This is a genomic window from Streptomyces sp. NPDC002130 (assembly GCF_040296465.1).
Classification (GTDB): Bacteria; Actinomycetota; Actinomycetes; order Streptomycetales; family Streptomycetaceae; genus Streptomyces.
The window spans coordinates 1-1,608 of record NZ_JBEOXI010000726.1 but is presented as its reverse complement, the minus strand read 5'-3'; the positions used below and the strand labels follow the sequence as shown (position 1 = coordinate 1,608).

The window sequence follows — 1,608 nt, the reverse complement described above, 5'->3', positions numbered from 1 at the left end:
AATTCATCGTCCACGAACCTCCCGTACCCAGCGGGGCAACCCTTCGACCACTACTGAACTGGATGGAGGAGAATCTCGGGGAGCAGCTCGACATCACGGCGATCGCGGCCAAGGCAACGATGAGCACCCGCACGCTCAACCGCCGGTTCCAGGAACAAATCGGTACGACGCCGTTGCAGTGGCTCCATCACGCGCGGCTCCGCCAAGCGCAATTTCTGCTCGAGACTACCGACCACTCGATCGAACGTGTTGCGGGACAAGTCGGGTTCAATGCCGTCACGACATTCCGCGAACGCTTCCGAGACCTGGTCGGTACCAGTCCACAGCGATACCGGACGCAGTTTCGAACGTCGCGGTAGTCGACCTACTTCTCACTCTGTCTGCTCACCATCTCCGAGATCCAGATCGGCGCAAACGGCGAGGTACAGTTCGGCGGAGTCGGGTAATCCTCGAGCACTCGCAGACGCTCACCGATGTCGATTGCGCGGGCCCGGAACTCGGCATGTTCGATCCCGATCTGAGCCAGGCAGTGGTTCATCGCCCATTGCAGGCGATCAGGAGCATCCTTCATCTCCGCCTCGATGACGTCGAGCAATCCTGAAAGATCAAGTCCCTCAGGCTTCTTCGCTACGCGCTCGGTAGTCAGGGCCCAGCCGGCGCTCGCAACCACAGGATCGGAGTCTGCGGTCCAGGCCACCCGCAATTCCTCCGCGTGCGGGTTCTTCTTCACCACGTAGTTGACGAGCCAGTCCTGCACCTTGGGAGTACGGGCCTCACGCAACATGACGTCCAACTGGTCACGCTCGAACACCTTCGGGCGGCAGATCAGAAGGGCAAGCAGTCTCGCTGCGGTGTCGCCCGTTGCCCAAAGCTGTTGTGCGAGTTCCTGCTGAGTCTTCAATCGCTTCGCAACAGCGCGCAGCTTTGAAAGGTTCACACCGTGATCGTCACCGTGTTTCTCGTTCACCGCGCGCGCCTTCGGATCCTCGAGCGCAGCCAGCTCGTCCATCACCGCGGCAACCGTCGTTTCAGCCACGTCGTCCTCCAGTCACTATTTCTGCGATTCACCTACAAGCAAAGCACGAGAAGGCGAGCGACCCACGTTTGAAACTTCGACCACTGGGTACATGTCTGCTCCTGAGGTGGCGGCACGCCACCATGAAGACAGGACGAACCTTGCATATGCGACGCGCCGCGGGTGCTGAGAACGTGGACGAAACCACACGCGGAGATGAAGGCGGCGGTAAGAACGTTCTCACTCGGGCCATAACCGGCCCACTCCTTTTCATGTTCATCCTCGGAGACGTCCTGGGCGCCGGCATCTACGCATTGGTGGGCGTCATCGCCGGTGAAGTTGGTGGAGCCGTCTGGGTACCACTGCTCGTAGCGCTCGTCATGGCATTGCTGACAGCAACGTCGTATGCCGAACTGGTCACCAAATATCCGCGAGCGGGCGGCGCAGCCGTCTTCGCCCAACGGGCGTATCGGAAACCACTGATCTCGTTCCTTGTCGGCTTCTCGATGCTGGCGGCCGGCGTAACCAGTGCGGCGGGACTCGCCCTCGCCTTCTCGGGCGACTATCTCAAAGCCTTCATCGACGTCCCAACC

At 60.6% G+C, this 1,608-nt stretch carries 3 protein-coding genes; 2 read left to right on the top strand and 1 reads right to left on the bottom strand.

Features of this window, described 5'->3' with window-relative positions; all coding sequences use genetic code 11:
* Window positions 1–359: helix-turn-helix domain-containing protein (locus ABT116_RS44875; RefSeq protein ID WP_351646771.1), on the top strand; the 359-nt coding region annotated here is incomplete at its 5' end.
* A 5-nt stretch (window positions 360–364) separates the two neighbouring features.
* Here the strand turns inward: ABT116_RS44875 and ABT116_RS44870 are convergent.
* Window positions 365–1,036: a DNA alkylation repair protein gene (locus tag ABT116_RS44870; RefSeq protein ID WP_298772825.1), complete on the bottom strand. Its 672-nt coding sequence runs from the start codon at window positions 1,034–1,036 to the stop codon at window positions 365–367.
* A 251-nt stretch (window positions 1,037–1,287) separates the two neighbouring features.
* On the opposite strand from ABT116_RS44870, the gene ABT116_RS44865 reads away from it, so the two are divergent.
* A partial coding sequence (locus ABT116_RS44865) for an amino acid permease (RefSeq protein WP_351646769.1) occupies window positions 1,288–1,608 on the top strand: 321 nt, incomplete at its 3' end.